The organism is Tenacibaculum aquimarinum, from assembly GCF_022478115.1.
GTDB lineage: Bacteria > Bacteroidota > Bacteroidia > Flavobacteriales > Flavobacteriaceae > Polaribacter > Polaribacter aquimarinum_A.
The window spans coordinates 872,024-887,910 of sequence record NZ_JAKGSC010000001.1 but is presented as its reverse complement, the minus strand read 5'-3'; the positions used below and the strand labels follow the sequence as shown (position 1 = coordinate 887,910).

15 protein-coding genes are annotated in these 15,887 nt (G+C 26.6%); 11 read left to right on the top strand and 4 right to left on the bottom strand.

The window, feature by feature from the left end; genetic code table 11:
* The first annotated feature begins 5 nt into the window (after window positions 1-5).
* Both L1S33_RS04175 and L1S33_RS04170 read left to right on the top strand, forming a co-directional pair.
* A complete protein-coding gene (locus L1S33_RS04175; protein ID WP_240561342.1) occupies window positions 6-473 on the top strand; it encodes a GLPGLI family protein in 468 nt (155 codons plus the stop codon).
* 9 nt (window positions 474-482) lie between these two features.
* The gene (locus L1S33_RS04170; protein WP_240561341.1) at window positions 483-3,119 is read left to right on the top strand and encodes a TonB-dependent receptor; all 2,637 of its coding nucleotides are present in this window, start codon (window positions 483-485) and stop codon (window positions 3,117-3,119) included.
* A gap of 14 nt (window positions 3,120-3,133) precedes the next feature.
* Here the strand turns inward: L1S33_RS04170 and L1S33_RS04165 are convergent, their stop codons facing one another.
* Window positions 3,134-5,437: a M20/M25/M40 family metallo-hydrolase gene (locus tag L1S33_RS04165; RefSeq protein WP_240561340.1), complete on the bottom strand. Its 2,304-nt coding sequence runs from the start codon at window positions 5,435-5,437 to the stop codon at window positions 3,134-3,136.
* A 129-nt stretch (window positions 5,438-5,566) separates the two neighbouring features.
* Here L1S33_RS04165 and L1S33_RS04160 point away from each other — a divergent pair, with 129 nt between their 5' ends.
* Genes L1S33_RS04160 through L1S33_RS04130 form a run of 7 tightly spaced genes read left to right on the top strand, consistent with a single transcriptional unit; the run spans window position 5,567 to window position 12,822 of the window.
* Window positions 5,567-6,661, top strand: coding sequence for a DegT/DnrJ/EryC1/StrS family aminotransferase (locus L1S33_RS04160; RefSeq protein ID WP_240561339.1), 1,095 nt, complete (start codon window positions 5,567-5,569; stop codon window positions 6,659-6,661).
* Window positions 6,662-6,664: 3 nt separating this feature from the next.
* A complete protein-coding gene (locus tag L1S33_RS04155) occupies window positions 6,665-8,113 on the top strand; it encodes a lipopolysaccharide biosynthesis protein (protein WP_240561338.1) in 1,449 nt (482 codons plus the stop codon).
* Window positions 8,114-8,117: 4 nt separating this feature from the next.
* Entirely contained in the window at window positions 8,118-8,858 is a 741-nt protein-coding gene (locus tag L1S33_RS04150; protein WP_240561337.1) for a WbqC family protein, read from the top strand.
* A 9-nt stretch (window positions 8,859-8,867) separates the two neighbouring features.
* Window positions 8,868-10,079, top strand: coding sequence for a hypothetical protein (locus tag L1S33_RS04145; RefSeq protein ID WP_240561336.1), 1,212 nt, complete (start codon window positions 8,868-8,870; stop codon window positions 10,077-10,079).
* 3 nt (window positions 10,080-10,082) lie between these two features.
* On the top strand, window positions 10,083-10,982 hold the full coding sequence (locus L1S33_RS04140) for a phytanoyl-CoA dioxygenase family protein (RefSeq protein WP_240561335.1): 900 nt from the start codon (window positions 10,083-10,085) through the stop codon (window positions 10,980-10,982).
* Window positions 10,982-12,004, top strand: coding sequence for a glycosyltransferase family 2 protein (locus L1S33_RS04135; RefSeq protein ID WP_240561334.1), 1,023 nt, complete (start codon window positions 10,982-10,984; stop codon window positions 12,002-12,004). The genes L1S33_RS04140 and L1S33_RS04135 overlap by 1 nt, the downstream gene beginning before the upstream one ends.
* 2 nt (window positions 12,005-12,006) lie before the next feature.
* Window positions 12,007-12,822 (top strand): TauD/TfdA family dioxygenase, encoded by an 816-nt coding sequence (locus L1S33_RS04130; RefSeq protein ID WP_240561333.1) that lies wholly within the window; start codon window positions 12,007-12,009, stop codon window positions 12,820-12,822.
* Between the two features lie 24 nt (window positions 12,823-12,846).
* Here L1S33_RS04130 and L1S33_RS04125 read toward each other — a convergent pair whose 3' ends face one another.
* Window positions 12,847-13,551 carry a sulfotransferase gene (locus tag L1S33_RS04125; RefSeq protein ID WP_240561332.1) on the bottom strand — a complete coding sequence of 235 codons (705 nt, stop codon included), beginning with the start codon at window positions 13,549-13,551 and terminating at the stop codon, window positions 12,847-12,849.
* Between the two features lie 427 nt (window positions 13,552-13,978).
* Between L1S33_RS04125 and L1S33_RS04120 the strand changes: the two genes are divergently transcribed.
* The gene (locus tag L1S33_RS04120) at window positions 13,979-14,449 is read left to right on the top strand and encodes a CBS domain-containing protein (protein ID WP_240561331.1); all 471 of its coding nucleotides are present in this window, start codon (window positions 13,979-13,981) and stop codon (window positions 14,447-14,449) included.
* On the opposite strand, the gene L1S33_RS04115 is transcribed toward L1S33_RS04120, so the two are convergent.
* Together L1S33_RS04115 and L1S33_RS04110 are read right to left on the bottom strand one after the other, a co-directional pair.
* Window positions 14,446-14,796, bottom strand: coding sequence for a hypothetical protein (locus L1S33_RS04115; RefSeq protein ID WP_240550831.1), 351 nt, complete (start codon window positions 14,794-14,796; stop codon window positions 14,446-14,448). The two genes, L1S33_RS04120 and L1S33_RS04115, sit on opposite strands and share 4 nt — an antisense overlap.
* Complete coding sequence (locus tag L1S33_RS04110; RefSeq protein WP_240561330.1) at window positions 14,786-15,328, bottom strand: GNAT family N-acetyltransferase; 543 nt, start codon at window positions 15,326-15,328, stop codon at window positions 14,786-14,788. Before L1S33_RS04110 ends, L1S33_RS04115 begins: the two co-directional genes overlap by 11 nt.
* Window positions 15,329-15,516: 188 nt before the next feature.
* Here L1S33_RS04110 and L1S33_RS04105 point away from each other — a divergent pair, with 188 nt between their 5' ends.
* Window positions 15,517-15,852 carry a single-stranded DNA-binding protein gene (locus L1S33_RS04105; RefSeq protein WP_240561329.1) on the top strand — a complete coding sequence of 112 codons (336 nt, stop codon included), beginning with the start codon at window positions 15,517-15,519 and terminating at the stop codon, window positions 15,850-15,852.
* The last annotated feature ends 35 nt before the right edge of the window (window positions 15,853-15,887 follow it).

Below are 15,887 nucleotides of genomic sequence, written 5' to 3'. Positions count from 1 at the left end.
ATAAAATGCAATCTAATTTAGCTTTAGTTATTATTAGTTCATATTTTAATTGGTATCAAAATTCTCAAAAAAGAGAAGCTTTTTACACAAAAGAGATTAAGGGTGAGAATTATTGGGTAAACCATGACTTTAAAATGAAAGATTGGAAATTAACAGCAGGTGTAAAAATAATAGATGGCTATACTTGCTATAAAGCTGAAAGAAAAGAATTTAATAATAGAGCGGGCATAGATGTTTTTTTCACAGCTTGGCATACACCAGAAATACCTGTACCCTATGGACCTATTGGTAATGGGGGTTTACCTGGATTAATTCTACAATTACATAAGCATAAAGCGGTTATTTATACAGTTAATAAAATTACCTTAAATCCAAAAAAAACAAAAGTTAAAAGCCCGAAAGAAGGAAAAAAAATTAGTATAAGAGAAAAAATAAAACTGTTAAGAGAAGCAAGAAAAGTTACAAAGGATTAATAGCTAAATATGAAAAAAAAAATAATAATATTTTTCTTGTTGTCTACTTTTTGGGGTTATGCACAAATCACAATAAGAGGTACCGTTTATAATCAAAAAGGAGATGCTTTATATAATACAAACATAATTGCTTCACCTATAGGGAAAGAAGGGAAATTTTCCTACTCGACGACAACAGAAGATGGCTCTTTTGAGTTAAAACTTACCAAAAATGCTTCTTATAAAATTACAATTAGTCATATAGGTTTTATTACTTTAAAAGAAAATATATTTACTCTTGAAAAAGATGTCTTAAAATCTTTTATATTAAAAGAAGATCCAAATGAGCTAGAAGAGGTTATAATAACTTATAAAGAACCTATTGTAGTAAAAAAAGATACAACAACGTATCGTACTGATGCTTTTACAAATGGTAAAGAGCGTAAATTACGTCAGGTTTTAAAAAAACTTCCTGGAGTTGAAGTAGACAGAAAAGGAAATGTTACTGTAAAAGGTAAAAAAGTAACCACTGTTTTGGTAGAAAATAAAAAGTTTTTTACTGGTGATACAAAGTTAGCTGTAAATAATATTCCTGCTGATGTAATTGCTGAAATTCAAGTAATTGAAGATTACCATGAAAGTTCTTTGTTAAAAGGATTAGAAACGTCTGAAGAGGTGGCTTTAAACATTAATTTAAAAGAAGATAAAAAGAAATTTGCTTTTGGAAATATTGAAGTGGGAGGAGGAATAAAGGATAGATATGTAGTGCATCCAACTTTATTTAAGTATTCCCCAAAAGTAAATTATAATTTTATTGGAGATTTTAATAATACAAACGATAAATCGTTCACTTTAAAAGAATATATAAATTATGAAGGTGGTTTTGATGTAAACTCTTTTTCATCCATTTATAAATCACCAATTGTAAAATTATTGAGAGACAAAGATTTTACAACCAGCAAACATTTATTTGGAGGTTTTAATGTGCAATGGAATCAAAATGAGAAAAACGATTGGAGTACTTTTGTAATTGCATTATCTGATAAAAGCAGCTCTAGAGTTGAACAATCTCAAAATTACTTAATAGATAATATTTTTGAAAATAGAATTACTCTAGGGAAACAAAAGCAAAATATATTGCTTGGTAAAATTCAACTCAAAGCTAAACCAAATAAAAATACTCGCTTAAAATTTGAAACAAAAATAGATTTCTCATCTGCAAATTCTGACGAGATAAATAATAGTGTTTTATCTACAAACAGTTTAGATTTTTTGACAGAAGAAAAGGTCAAACAGTTTTCAGTGAAAACAGATTTAAAAATAGAAAAAAAGTTTTCAATTTTTCATACTTCACAAGCTAAATTTGGCTTAAAAGCAATTAAAAGTGAAGATAATATAGCTTGGAATAGTGATCAAAATATATTTTCTAATTCGCTTCCAATTATTAACACTGACAATTATGACGTTTTACAAAATTCGAAAAATAAATTGTTTGAATTTAATACCTCTCTAAAACATTTTTGGATTATAAACCCTAAAAATCATTTATACTTAAAAATATCAAATCAAATTTTACTTGATGATTATGACAATTATAGTCAACAAGTACTAACATCTCGAGTGAATGATTTTCAAGGTTTTAATAACTCTTTTTCAAATAATAAAATTATATCAGATTTAGATGTGGAATACAAACGATTAATTGGAGAAGCCTTTTTAACGTTAAAATTAAAATATCAAAACTACAATAGAGTAAACAAACAACAAGACGCTATTTATACGCGTTATCAAAACTTTATTTTGCCTGAAGTTAATTTTCAATGGGATATTGATAGGAAAAGAAAATTAACATTTAATTATGCTATCACTAACAATTTCCCAGACACAAAAGAACTAGCAATAAATAATTCTTTAAGAAGTTTTAACTCCATTTATTTAGGAAATATTAACCTTAAGGAGAGTTTTTATCATACTTTTAGATTAAACTTTAGAAAATATCAAAATTATGGTTGGAGTTTTTATCCAAGAATTAGTTATCGTTTAAAGAATAATACAGTTCAAAATACTTTTCAATCTAATACAATTTATAATTCCCTATCACCTATTAATATAAACGAACCTGTAAAAGAACTTACAAGTAGTATTAGAGTTGTATACAATTATAAGTACTGGAAAGCTTTATTATTTACAGAATACCGTAATATGAATTATTCAACTTTATTAAATAACTTAGAAGTAAATGCAACTAATAATAATATTCTTTCAAGAATTGGTTTTAGGTCTGTTTATATTAATGGCCCAAATGTAGATTTTTCTTTAAGCCAAAGTTATAATGATAATACAAACTCATTTTTTAATAGCACATCCGATAGAACAAATGTGGATTTTACGATAGACTATGAAAAAGGTGATTGGCAGTTTAAAGGAGAGTTTTTATATAATTACTTTAAAAACAGAGTTAGTAAAACCTCAAATTCGTTCAATGAAATAAATTCTTCAATTTTTTATCAGAAAGAAGATAGCTCTTGGGGCTTTGAAATCAAAGCAAAGAATTTGTTAAATAACACCAATAAAATAAACTCAAATTTGTCAAATGTTTTATTTAACGAAACTAAAACTTTTGTTTTCCCAAGAACTATTATGTTTAAGGTTATTTATAAAATTTAATTCTCTTTTTACTTTTATAACCTCAACATTTTAGAAGTAATAATAGCATCATTAGTAACAAAAGGCATAGGCATCATTATGCTGTCTCTTGGTATAATATTAAATTTAGGATGCGTTAATAAATCATTAGAAACTTCGTTTAAAATAAATTCTAAACTTTTATTTTCTTCAACTTGAAACTTTAAGTTCAAATCCTTGTCTTGATTTGCAAAATAATAGATTAAAAAAGTACCGTTTTTTGCTTTTGCTTTATCTCTATCTTTAGTTAGTACATTATTAACAAACAAGCTATCAATCATACTTCCTTTTTTAGATAAAATTTCTACTTTGGTTAATTCTCTTTGTGGTTTTATGGTAAAATTAAGGTGCCTTTTTCCGTTGAAAACGGTGTCCGAATTCATACTAATTTCTGAAGATTTTATTTGCTTGTTATCAGTTCTTGTATGGTATTTAAAAGTAGATCCATATTTACTTGATGTAATTGCATTTTTAATATTTCCTTCAGAATAATTATCTCCTAATTTTCGTGAAATATAAGCATCAAAAGTAGTATTGTAAGTTCCAAAATAGGCCATTTTTGTTTCTTCATTCTGAAAATACACCAAACTGTTTGGGCGTTTCTTGTCTGTAGAAAATCCGCTATTAAAAGTTGCAACTCCAAAGAATAAAATTGCTAAAAACCCAAAAGAACGTTGTAAGTTATTTTTCTTTTTCTCCTGATGAAAAATTGGTACCATTAATCCGAATAACAACACAATAAATAACGCTGAAATAAACAACATTTTTAACCCTAAACCAACCGGAAACATTTTTACCAAAGGTGCAAATATATAAATTGTAGGAATTGATAATAACGCAAATAAAACCGGTTTCGATTTTTTACGAACATCCATAAATAGTAGAGCAGCAAGTATTAATAAGGCAATAAAAACAGGTAATATAAAAAACGCAGCTCCTTGTAAATATTGATATACAAGTCCGTTAATTACTAACCAAAAGGTAATTGGCGCAATTAATAAATCTGCTTGAGAAATATCTTTAAAAAAGTAATTGTAGATTTTAAAAAGTATCCAAAAAGTTAGCATAGCAAATGCTATTATGTATTGATAACCGTTGTAGGTAAAACCATGTAACATATCATTATAATGTGGATGAATTATCAGTAGTAATTTCCACAAACCAAAAGCAATTAAAGGAGCAATTATTAATGAAGATAAAAACGGAATAAAGCCTTTAAAAAGACCTTTAAAGGTTAATTTCCCATAAGAGATTCCTAAGAAAACTAAAACAATAAAAATGCCTAATGCAATAAGTAACATTGGTAAAACCCATGAAAAAGGATAGGTTAATAACTTTAAAAACGGAAAATTTATATACACTAAATCTTTATCGGAATCTAAATTAGATAAATCGGAATTGGCAAAATATGGTAACGTTGCCATTAAATAATCTGCTTGTTGTATTAACGATTCTCTGTCTAAACGCTCGTAATTATCTTGTGCAGTATGATAATCAAAATGATCTCCAATAAATGCAAAATTGAATCCGTTTATATTGGCATCTTCTCTAAAAACAGTTAAATCTGTATCATTTGGCAACATTTTATAAATGCTGTACATTAAAGAATTTGCTGCTATAAAATTGGGTTTCGCTTTTTTAAATTCGGCAAGTAACTTACTATTTTTTCCGTTGGTTTCCATTAACATGTAACTTGGACCACCACTTCCACGTGCTTCAAAATTTAAAACCAAACCAACGTTTTTTGTCCACGGATGAAAATCTACAAATGCTTGTGCGCCTAATAAACCAATCTCTTCAGCATCAGAAAGTAAAATTATAATGTCGTTTTTAGGTTGTTTATTTTTAGCTAAAAAAGCGCGTACTGCTTCTAAAATTGTTACAACTCCAGAACCAGCATCACTAGAACCAATTGCAGAGTGCGGATTGCTATCGTAATGCGATAATAACAATAAAGCTTTTCCTTCTTCAGTTCCTTTTATTTTTGCAATTATATTTTCTGTTGTTGAGCCAACAAACCACTTTGCTCTAAAAGCTACTTGGGTTTGAATTTCAGTTTCTAAACCTAATTTTTCAAATTCACTAGCAAGATAGTTTTGTACAGCTTTATGTGCTTTTGTTCCTGGAAAATGACTTTCTTTAGAAATTTCTTTTAAATGTCCAAGTGCATTTTCTGTTGAAAAACCTGTAGTTTTTTCTAATTTCTGAGCTGTTGAGACACTTGGTTTTAATGCTAAAAAAGACCAGTAAATTGTTCCTATAATTAGTAGAAGATATAATAGTTTACTTATTGCATTCATTTAAAATTATTTTTTCTAAAGATAAAGAATAAAAAACACTAACAAATCTAATTAAAACGGAAAACATAATTCTTTATAAAAACAGATTTCTGCTATTGGGTAATTATATTTATATTTACAAAAAAAACGTTGACTCCTGTAAATAAGCCATTCTTACCTCCTCAAAAAGAATACAATAACCTTATTTCTAAAATTTGGGAAACTCAATGGTTAACAAATAACGGTTCGCTAGTAAAAAAATTAGAATTAGATTTAACCAATCACCTAAAAACTAATAACCTTTTATTTGTTAACAATGGTACAACTGCACTACAATTAGCTATAAAAGCTTTAGATTTAAGAGGGGAAATTATTACAACACCTTTTTCTTTTGTTGCAACTACATCTTCTATCGTTTGGGAAAACTGTAAGCCTATTTTTGTTGATATAAATAACGAAACTCTAAATATAGACCCAATAAAAATAGAGGCAGCAATTACAAGTAAAACATCTGCTATTTTAGCAACACATGTTTTTGGAAATCCCTGTGATGTAGAAGCTATAGAAATAATAGCAAAAAAACACAATATAAAAGTAATTTATGACGGTGCACATGCTTTTGGAATTAAAGTAAATGGAAAATCAATTTTTGACTATGGAGATATAAGTATTTGTAGCACACATGCAACAAAAATTTTCCATACAATTGAAGGCGGTTTTTTAGTAACAAAAAACATCACACTATTTAAAAAACTAAAGTCAATGCGAAATTTTGGCTTTAAAGATTCTGTTTCTTTTTCTCATCTTGGTATTAATGCAAAAAATTCTGAATTCCATGCAGCAATGGGGATTTTAAATTTAAAATACTTCAACAATATTCTAGATAGAAGAAAGGAATTAACGCAACTATATGATAAATCATTAAAAAACTTAAATTTAGTTTATCAAAAAATAGAGCAAAGAATTAATAAAAACTACTCATTTTATCCTATTCTTTTAGACAGTGAAAAAAAATTATTATCCTGTGTAAAAGAACTAGAAAAAGAACAAATTTTTGCCCGAAGATATTTTTATCCTTCACTTTCTTCGTCCTTGAATTACATTAAAGAAAAAAAAGAATTACCAATAGCTGAAGACATTTCTAGTAGAATTTTATGCCTTCCTCTTTTTTATGATTTAGATAAAAAAGATGTCAAATTAATTTCTGGTATTCTTGTAAAAACAATTAACGACAAAGCTTTATAAAAAATGACTTTAAAAAATCATTTTAAAAAAGGCTTAGTTTGGACCTTTATTGATAACGTTTTTTTAAGAGGTTTCACTTTTATTATATTGCTTGGTTTAGCAAGATTACTTTCTCCAAAAGACTTTGGCTTAATAGGAATCATTTCTATTTTTATAGTGATTGGCACTGCAATTATTGAAGGAGGAATGGGGAATTCTATTATTAGAGACAACACATCTAATAAAACTGATTATACTTCTGTCTTTTATGGAAACCTGATACTTAGCTTTATTATCTATCCAATCTTATATATAACAGCTCCATATATTGCCATTTATTTTAACGAAATACAGCTTGTAAATTTAATACGAGTTTATAGTATTAGTTTTATTCTATCTGCTTTTTTTAGCATTCAACAAAGTGTGTTAATAAAAGAAATGAAATTTAAAAAAATTACTTTATTTAATTTACCTGGTGTAATTTTGGGATCTTTTATTGGATTAATTTTAGCATATTTAGGTTATGGTGTTTGGAGTTTAGTTTGGATGCATTTAAGTACTCAGGCAATTAATGCTATTATCTATTGGATTAATTCAGATTGGATACCTGAATTTAAAATCTGCTTTAAAAAGTTAAAAAAACATTTTTTGTTTGGTTACAAATTAATGATTTCTTCTCTTTTAAGTTTAACAATGAAAGAAGTATATCCTTTTATAATAGGAAAATTTTTCTCTATAAATATATTAGGTTATTACAGCCAAGCAAAGGCATTAAGAGGTTACCCTGTAAATTTAATTTCTAGCACAATATCAAGAGTAACATATCCATTATTATCTAAAATTCAAAATGATAGTAAAAAAGTTTCTCAGGTTTATCGTTCAATACTAAAGAATCTTTTTTTTACTATATGTCCAATTATGTTTTATTTAATGATAATAGCAAAACCGTTATTTATTGTTTTATTTACAGAAAAATGGTTACCTGCTGTGCCTTATTTTCAAATTTTAGTTATTTCAGGAATGTTAATACCTATCCATTCATTTAACATCAATGTTTTTAAAATTTATAATAGAACAGATTTGTTTTTAAAATTAGCAATAGTAAAGTTATTCATGGTTACCATTTCTGTGTTTTTAGGAATAAAATTTGGCATTTACGGGTTATTAACTACTATGGTAATGACTTCGTTTTTAGCACTACTTGTAAATACATATTATAGCGGAAAATTAATAAACTACAATACATTAAGTCAATTAAAGGATATGTCTCCAATTTTTTTAATAGGAATTGTTTCAAGTGCTTTTTGTTATTTTTTATTGATTGAATTAAAAGAACTCCATAATATATTAATTATAATAATAATCGGAATATTATTTGGTATTACATACCTTATTTTATCATATTTTTTAAATAAAAAGTCTTTTTTAGAGGTAAAATACCTTATATTATCGCTAATAAATAAAAAAGGATAAGTAAATGAAAATTGGGATCATGCAATCTTATTTCTTTCCTTATATTAGTTATTTCCAATTAATAGATAGTGTTGACACTTTTATTATCTATGAATATGTTTCTTTTAGAAAAAAATCTTGGGTAACACGTAATAGAATTTTAGATAAAGGAAAAGGTGAACCTGTTAATATAAATGTACAAGTAATTAAGCAAAGTTCTAACAAATTAATAAAAGATATTCTTCTAGAAAAGAATATTAAATGGAAGAAAAAAAATTTAGATTTAATTTATTTTAATTATAAAAAAGCAAAACATTTTAATGAAATTTATCCATTTTTAGAAAAGTTAATAAAAATAAACGAAGACAGCTTACATGTATATAATTCCAAAATTATAATTAAATTATGTGAGTTTTTAGATATAAAAACAACCATAATTTTTAAAAATTCGATAACAGAAGATATCGAATTTGATTTGCAGGAAGATACTAAAATATTAAAAGAAAATAAGAAGTCAGAAAGAATTTTAAGGTTATGTAATAAATATAATGCAACTACCTATATAAACCCGATAGGAGGCACAGAGCTTTATGATAAAGATTATTTTGCAATAAATAATATAAATCTTCTATTTACTAAAACTGGAATGTTTGATTATCCTCAATTTAATAAAAACTTCATTCCTTATTTATCTATAATAGACCTATTAATGCATGTAGGAGTTGAAAAAACAAAAGAGATGATAAAAAAATATACGTTAATTTAAAAAATAAGAGTGAATTTAAAAGAGTCTGTAGAAAAATTTGTTCTAGATAGAAAAGAATACTACAAACAGTGGATGTTTAACGAACCTATCATCATAAGTAAAAGTCACAACGATAAGTTAATTAGGCTTCAGAAAATTATGCATAAATTGATTTATGAGTTTGTAACTTCTTACGATAAATATAAACATTTAATGCCTGTAGATGATAAAGTTAATAAGATTATAACTCTTTTTAATCAAAAAAAGTATAAAATAGGTACCTACAGAACAGATTTTGTTTATGATAAAAACAACCAAGTTAAACTTATAGAAATAACTTGTAGATTTGCATTAAACGGTGTCTTTTTACCAGCCTTAATTAATAGTGTAGCACAAGATTATAAATCTAAAGAAGTAAGATATTTAGAAGTAGAAAATTTATATAACCCAATTTACAAACACCTGGAAGGTTATTTAAAAAATGTAAATTCAATCGTTATCTTAAAAGGCAGTGATATAAGAAACGAATCCAAAATCTACAAAGACATTTTTTTAAGAATGGGTCTGGATGTGAAAGAGATTAATTATAAAAACATAAAACAAGACATTAACTCATTAAAAAACAGTTGGATTATTAGTGAACTATCTTTTGATGAAATTAAATCGTTTTCAGATGAAACAATAGAACAATTAATGTCTTTAAATATTATAAATGATTTTAGAACAATATTTTTAATTCATGATAAAAGATTTTTCTCTGTACTAGGAAAAAAGATATTACTAAATGCAGTTTTAACAAAGGAAGAAATTCATTTTTTTAATAATTTTTATATTCCAACATATACTTCAAATGAAGCAAAAAAAATTTGGGAAGAAGCAAAAAAAGACAAGAACAAGTGGATTTTAAAACATAGAGCATTAGGGAAAAGTAAAAAAGTATATGCAGGAAGTCTAACTGAACAAAAAGAGTGGGAAACTTTATTTTCTGACCCAGAAAAAAAAGACATGATTTTACAAAAATGGGTGCCTCAAAAAAGAATTTTAGGAGAAATAGGATCAGAAAAATTTGAAGACTTTATAACTGGTACTCTTTTGTTTTTTGATAATAATTATTTTGGAATGGGTGATTTTAGAACTTCTTCTCACCCAGTTACAAACATAGTAGACCATAGAAAAGCATGTTCGTTGATTAGATCAGAAGAAAAAAAAGATTTACCAACAATAAAAAATTATATAAACTAATTTATGAATATTATTTATAGTTTAGACGATTTATCAGATCTACAAAAATTAATGTTACCAAAAGAAAAAGACATTAGATTCTATGAACAGAATGGGTGGTATATCAGTGATAAAATAATACCTGACAACATTTTAGATGATGCTAAAAAAGGAGCTGAAGAATTTTATATAGGAAAAATTGATTTTACATTAAAAAACAACAAAGGCATAGTAAATGACAACTATAACTCTTCTATAGCTATTCGAAATAATGAATTTGTTACGCTACAAAAAAAAGAATTACATGCTCTAGGCTTTTACCCAATGATAAGTGCTATTGCAGCAGCGTTAGCAAGAACAACAGAAATACGTTTGTTTTCAGATTCTTTAATAAATAAATCACCTGAAAAGCCTACAAACAAAGGGATTATTGGTTGGCATTCAGATAAAGCATATTGGCCGACATGTTCTTCAGACAACCTAATAACTGCCTGGGTTCCTTTACAAGATTGCACTAAAAATATGGGGCCATTAATTCATATTAATAAAAGTCATCTTTGGAAAGATGAAAAAGAATTGAAACCTTTTTTTTCTTTTAATAATCAAGACCTTTCAAAATTTGAAAATTATCTAAAAACTCAAAAGCCTAATTATATTAAAACATTGATGACTTTAAAAAGAGGTCAAGTAAGTTTTCATAATTGTAATACAATACATGGTAGCTTCCCTAATACAAGTAATAAAGATAGACTAGCATTAGCTATACATCTTCAAGATAAAAGTAATACATATAAAAAAGCATATAAAGAAACTGGGGAACTTATAGAAATTGGGTATGATAAAATTTGTAAGAAAGATACTTTTGGGAATCCTGATTATAAAGATGTAGATTTGTTTCCTGTAATTTTCAGAGAAGGTTTATAATGAATTTCAAAGAGTTTAAACATAAATATTTAAAAGTACCTATAGAAGAGTATCCTAATAACAGAGAAGGCAAGACTGCTTTGGTTACAATCAAAGTAATTACATATAATCATGCTAAATTCATAAAAGAATGTTTAGATGCTATTTTAATGCAAGAAACAAATTTTGATTTTGAAATTTTAATTGCTGAAGACCAATCTAATGATGGTACTAGAGAAATATGCATAGAGTACGCTAAAAAACATCCTGACAGAATTAGACTCCTATTAAACTCAAGAGAAAATAATATTCCAATTAACGGAAATCCTTCAGGTACTTTTAATAGTGTTTATGCGAACTTCAGTATACATTCAAAGTATATAACAATGATTGAAGGTGACGATTATTGGACTGATAAACATTCGCTACAAAAAAGAGTAGATTTTTTAGAAAAGAATAAAGAATATGTTCTATGTTTTCACAATGCAAAAATCTATCATCAGAGCTCACATAAGTTCCATGACAAATTTAAATCACCTTTTTTTAAATCTGTAAGCTTAGAAAAACACCAAATCTTAAATTCTAATATTACTACCCTTACTTTACTGTACAGAAATGGTTTGGTAGATGTTTTTGATGAAAAAATGACCAATATTATATCTGGAGACACTATTTTAAGAGGAAAATTAGCAAACTTTGGTAAAGCTAGATATATACATGAAATAAAACCTTCTGTATACAGAGTTCATGCTGGTGGAATAAGTTATGAAAAAAGTTTTAAAGAAATTAAAGAAGGAGCACTTAATGCAAGATTTTACTTGTTAGACCATTATAAAAAGAAAAAATGGGATGTTAACCCAGTAAATGAAAGCTTAGCTGTTTATTATTTTTGGTTTTTCTTAATACAGTTAAAAAAAGATAAAAAGGTTACTATTGGTTACTTATTTAAAGGTTTACATTATTCTCGTAAAAGTAAGACCTCTTTATTTTCAATTTTTAAATATGCTTTGAATAATAGAAAAAGAAAAATTGTAAATTATTAACTATGAAAGTTACGTCAAAAAAAAGTGTTAATACAATTGCATATAAAAACTACAAGGAAGATTATAATAAATTAGCTGAAAAGGTTTTATTAGAATTAAATTCAACAGGCTATGTTGTCATTAAAAATTTTGAAGAAAGAACCAACCTTGAAGAAACAAAAGCTAAATTTTTAGAGTTATCAAAAATTATTGGAACCCCTATAGGACATGATGTAAACAATAAAATAATCTGGGACATAAAATATAACTCAACTTCAAACAGTTTTATTAAAACATATTCCGAGCATTCACATGAAGCGGAATTACATACAGATAGTCAATACAGTAAATACCCTGAAGATTACTTTAATTTATTAACTTTAAAAAAAGCAAATTGTGGTGGAGGCATCTCTTATATCTTAAAACTAGAAGACATTTTAAAAGATTTACGAGGCTTAAAAAAAGGTAAAGAAATAGAGTCAATATTAAGAGAGACAAATTACCCATTTATTGTTCCTAATGTATTTAAAAAAGACAAATCTAATAAACCTTCATTTAATTTTGGTCCTATTTTAAGAGACAATGAAATTAGATTTAGAATAGATACTTTTGAAAAAGCAATTAAATTAAAACCTAATTTAGTTACAGAAGAACAAATTACAGCATATAACGAATTAAAAACAATAATTTTAAATAATTCTGAAACAGAAAGCTTTTATCTTGAAGAAGGCGATTTAATTTTTATAAATAACAAAACAACATTGCATGGGAGAAGTCTATTTACAGATGAAAAACGTCATCTTTTAAGAATTAGATTAAATAAAATTCCACATAATTAGCTTTAAAATCTAATTTTATTTAGTTTATGTCTTGTTTTCCCATGGAACTTTACCAATGTTTTTACTAATGCCAAGAAACTTACTTATTTTTACCAATGAATCTGGTTCTTTTAAATTTACAACCAACAGTTGTTCTGGTTTATTTTTAAAATATTTTATTACTGAATCATTATAATCAATATAATGCTGAATTAACATTTGTTTATTATATATATCTTCCTCTGGAGTATTGTGTAATAGTCTATTTACTTCCCAAGCATATCCTGGGTAAATGTATTTAGCTTTTTTTAAATCTTGTTTGGTTGGCAAACACCCATTACCAAATCTTTTTGAGTGAAATGAAATCAACGATTTATACCAAATTTCAGGAGAATCACGTATTGTTAATATAAATTTACTGTCTGGAAATTCCTTATCAAGAACTTTAAAAGTGTTTGGGAAACTGAATGGGATATCTTGAAAAGCTATTCCGCTATATTTTACATATTTTATTATTCTAGTAAAATCATTCTTCCCCCAATCTTTAACTAATAATTCCGCAGGACGTTGTGGACCAACTGACAACCCCATTTTACGAAATATTTTAGCCATTGAGGTCGTACCAGTTTTGTTCCTACCTATACAAAAAATCTTTCTACTTCTTGAGTAATGCGAAGCAAAAACAAGTCTCTTAAGCTTGCTATAAATACTTACTAATTTCATTGTAAAACTTAGAACTATTTTTTTCATATAATTTTTATTACTTTCTTAATTAGCTGAAACATTTCATCTCCTAAAACAAAATAATCTTTATGTAAATATAGTAATACATATTTTATGTTTTGGCTTTAAACTCAATATAAAATGGCCCAATTCTAAGTAACAACGAAATTAGATTTAGGATAGATACTTTTGAAAAGGCAATCCTACTAAACCCAACCTTGTGTACTAAAGAACAAGTTTTTGCGTATAAAGAATTAAAAAAGGTTATTTTAAAAAGCCTTAAAATTGAACAATTTTTACTTGAGGAAAGGGATTTAATCTTTATTAATAACAAAACCACATTACATGGAAGAAGTTTGTTTTCTGATAAAGAAAGGCATCTTTTAAGAATTCGCCTTAAAAAATTACCATAACTAATTAAAAATCAGTATTTTTAGTTTTAAAACTAACAATTATGGGTATAATTAATTTTCAAGGTAAAAGAAGTAATGAGCAAAACGAGCAGAATGTGCCTATTTTAGTGGGTGATTATATGACAAAAAAACTTATCACTTTTAAAGCAGATGATTCTTTAGACCATGTCATTAATTTACTAATTACCAACAAAATTTCTGGAGGCCCAGTTGTTAATGATAAAAATGAACTAATTGGCATTATTTCGGAAACAGATTGTATAAAACATATTTCGGAAAGTAAATACTATAACATGCCTACAGACAATAACAATACGGTTGGTAATAATATGGTTACTGATGTAGATACTATTGATAAAAACATGAATATTTTTGATGCAGCTTTTAAGTTTCTTAGTTCACGTAGAAGAAGGTTTCCTGTGGTAGAAAACGGTAAATTGATTGGGCAACTAAGCCAAAAAGATGTTTTAAAAGCTGCTTTAAAAATTCAAGGAAATACCTGGAACGATTAATCTTGTTTAACCAGTAAATACATCTCGTTTTCTAGTTCTAAGTAACCTTGGTCATACACGTAAAAATAGACATTTCCTGTTTTTGTGGTGTATATAGATGTTAATAATCTAAAATCGAAACCTCTGTCAAACAACTTTCTTCTTGTAGTTTTTGTTTTTCCTGAAAGATTTAATTCAGTTAAGATTTTATAGTTTTTACGTAATCTATTATTGGTATTTCTAATTAAGTTTTTACTCTCTTTATTTACTTTATTATTGAAGGTATTTCGGCAATAATCTGAACAGAATTTTTTATCAATTCTACCCACAACTTTCTCACCACATTCTAAACAATTTTTAGTTTCCATAATCTTCTTTCTTTAATTCATACCAATTTGCTTTTACATCTTCATAGTTAAACTTACTTACTAACTGCAACCCAATTTTGGTTAAAATTTTGTTTGAACCTATATTACCTTCTAAAGCTGCTGCGTTAATAATGTTATAATTCATTTGATTAAAACCAAACTTTAAACAAGCAGTTGCACTTTCAAATCCGTATCCTTTTTTCCAATACTTCGGAATAAAACGATATCCAATATCAATAAAATTTTGAATACCATTAACGGCTTCTTTTTCACCCTTATTAAACTTTAAACCACTCCAGCCAATAAATTCTCCTGTAGCTTTTTCTATACAAGCAAAACGCCCAATACCTCTTTTTTGATATTGTTCTTGTATAAACTTAATGTTTTCTAAAGCTTGTTTTTTACTTGAAATAGGTCTATTTCCTAAATACAAATGTACTTTAGGATTAGCATCTAATGCAAAAATTCCATCTAAATCGGTTTCTTTAATCTCTCTAAGAATTAATCTTTCTGTTTCTAAATAAAATTTCATTTAATGTAAATTACTGATTACAAATATATTAAATAAAAAATAAACGACAACATTCATTTACTAACGAAAACAAACGTTTAATAACCATTTTTAATTTGCATAGTGTTTCATCTTTGCAGTGTCAAAACGAATTGACAAAAACAAATTATAAACATGCACTAAAATAAACGTGCAATAAAACTTATCTTATGAATACGTTAAGAAACAAAGTACAGTTAATTGGAAACTTAGGAAACAACCCAGAAATCATCACTTTAGAGAGTGGTAAAAAATTAGCAAAATTTTCTATTGCTACTAATGAGAGTTATAAAAATGCTCAAGGTGAAAAAATAACGGATACACAGTGGCACAATGTTGTGGCCTGGAACAAAACTGCAGAAATTATTGAAAGATATTTAGAAAAAGGAAGTGAAGTTGCTATAGAAGGAAAATTAACTTCTAGAAGTTACGATAACAAAGAAGGTGAAAAAAGATACATAACAGAAGTTGTTTGTAATGAACTTTTAATGTTAGGTGGAAAATAAGCTTTATCAAAAAAAACTCCGCACTCATAATGAGT

What these genes read in the sequence shown, in the direction of transcription:
- L1S33_RS04140 (WP_240561335.1), top strand. Translation starts at nt 10,083, where the DNA reads ATGAATATTATTTATAGTTTAGACGATTTATCAGATCTACAAAAATTA.
- L1S33_RS04155 (WP_240561338.1), top strand. Translation starts at nt 6,665, where the DNA reads ATGACTTTAAAAAATCATTTTAAAAAAGGCTTAGTTTGGACCTTTATT.
- L1S33_RS04115 (WP_240550831.1), bottom strand. Translation starts at nt 14,796, where the DNA reads ATGGAAACTAAAAATTGTTTAGAATGTGGTGAGAAAGTTGTGGGTAGA.
- L1S33_RS04120 (WP_240561331.1), top strand. Translation starts at nt 13,979, where the DNA reads ATGGGTATAATTAATTTTCAAGGTAAAAGAAGTAATGAGCAAAACGAG.
- L1S33_RS04175 (WP_240561342.1), top strand. Translation starts at nt 6, where the DNA reads ATGCAATCTAATTTAGCTTTAGTTATTATTAGTTCATATTTTAATTGG.
- L1S33_RS04125 (WP_240561332.1), bottom strand. Translation starts at nt 13,551, where the DNA reads ATGAAAAAAATAGTTCTAAGTTTTACAATGAAATTAGTAAGTATTTAT.
- L1S33_RS04170 (WP_240561341.1), top strand. Translation starts at nt 483, where the DNA reads ATGAAAAAAAAAATAATAATATTTTTCTTGTTGTCTACTTTTTGGGGT.
- L1S33_RS04165 (WP_240561340.1), bottom strand. Translation starts at nt 5,437, where the DNA reads ATGAATGCAATAAGTAAACTATTATATCTTCTACTAATTATAGGAACA.
- L1S33_RS04150 (WP_240561337.1), top strand. Translation starts at nt 8,118, where the DNA reads ATGAAAATTGGGATCATGCAATCTTATTTCTTTCCTTATATTAGTTAT.
- L1S33_RS04110 (WP_240561330.1), bottom strand. Translation starts at nt 15,328, where the DNA reads ATGAAATTTTATTTAGAAACAGAAAGATTAATTCTTAGAGAGATTAAA.
- L1S33_RS04105 (WP_240561329.1), top strand. Translation starts at nt 15,517, where the DNA reads ATGAATACGTTAAGAAACAAAGTACAGTTAATTGGAAACTTAGGAAAC.
- L1S33_RS04135 (WP_240561334.1), top strand. Translation starts at nt 10,982, where the DNA reads ATGAATTTCAAAGAGTTTAAACATAAATATTTAAAAGTACCTATAGAA.
- L1S33_RS04130 (WP_240561333.1), top strand. Translation starts at nt 12,007, where the DNA reads ATGAAAGTTACGTCAAAAAAAAGTGTTAATACAATTGCATATAAAAAC.